General features: G+C 71.2%; 2 protein-coding genes. One reads left to right on the forward strand and one right to left on the reverse strand.

Features of this window, described 5'->3' with window-relative positions; all coding sequences use genetic code 11:
- Window positions 1–82: 82 nt before the first annotated feature.
- Window positions 83–358, forward strand: coding sequence for a DinB family protein (locus AC08ON_RS17485; RefSeq protein WP_476617376.1), 276 nt, complete (start codon window positions 83–85; stop codon window positions 356–358).
- Between the two features lie 46 nt (window positions 359–404).
- Here AC08ON_RS17485 and AC08ON_RS17490 read toward each other — a convergent pair whose 3' ends face one another.
- Window positions 405–893: a hypothetical protein gene (locus AC08ON_RS17490; RefSeq protein WP_476617377.1), complete on the reverse strand. Its 489-nt coding sequence runs from the start codon at window positions 891–893 to the stop codon at window positions 405–407.
- Window positions 894–911: the final 18 nt, after the last annotated feature.

A 911-nucleotide genomic window follows, 5' to 3' on the forward strand; every position in this document is an offset into this window, starting at 1 on the left:
AGGCAGCAGCAGACCGCCACCCTGGCAACAAACCGTGGTCCCCTGATCGACCCCCACGCCGGCGAGCGAGTACGCTTTCCAGTTGACCGCCGATCTACTGATCCATGGCTGGGATCCGGCGCGGGCGATCGACATGCACGGCAGGCGGGCCGGTGACACCTCGTCGGTGGTGGGTGTCGGCTCTGACCGGGACCTCGTGCACCGGGTCCACGAGCACCTGGCGTCGCAGATCGACGCCTGGCGGGCTGCCGGCGTCTTCGCCCGCCCGGTGCCGGTCCCGGATGACGCCGACGAGTGGACGAGGTTGCTGGCCCTCACCGGCCGCTCGCCCGACTGGCGGCCCGGATCCGGCGGATAGCTCGGCACGACGGATATCAGCACAAGGGATATCGACACAACGGATATCAGCACAATGGGTAGATGAGGATGGGGGCGCCCGACCCCCCGGGTGCGGAGGTGGCCGGGGCCGTGCAGCTGTGTCGCGGGCTCGGTGCCGTGGGTGTAGGCGGGTACTCGCCACTCGGCACCGGGCTTGGCACCGGGTGTTTCGCCCCGCCCGCCTCCGCCTCCGCCTCCGCCTCCGTCGGCGTCGGTGACGCGGTGGCCGGCGAAGGCCCGCTCTTCAGGGAGGGGCCCGCCGTCAGTGACGAGGGATCCGTGAGTGACGAGGGATCCGAGCCGCCGCCGATGCCCAGCCTGCCGATCGCCGCTGGCAGCGAGCCGTCCTTGGCGATGGCGAGGTCAGCCGCTGCCGCGGCGCCCTCGGCGCGTCCCCAGCTCACCCGTAACCCGGACGTCGCGATCAGACCGCCGACGGCGAACGCGGCCACGGCGCTCACGACGACGAGTAGGGCCAAGAGCAGCCGCACGGTGCGACGGTCACCGGAATCCACCGTGCCTAATCCACTGTT

This window comes from Frankia sp. CoWAU3 (assembly GCF_977971855.1).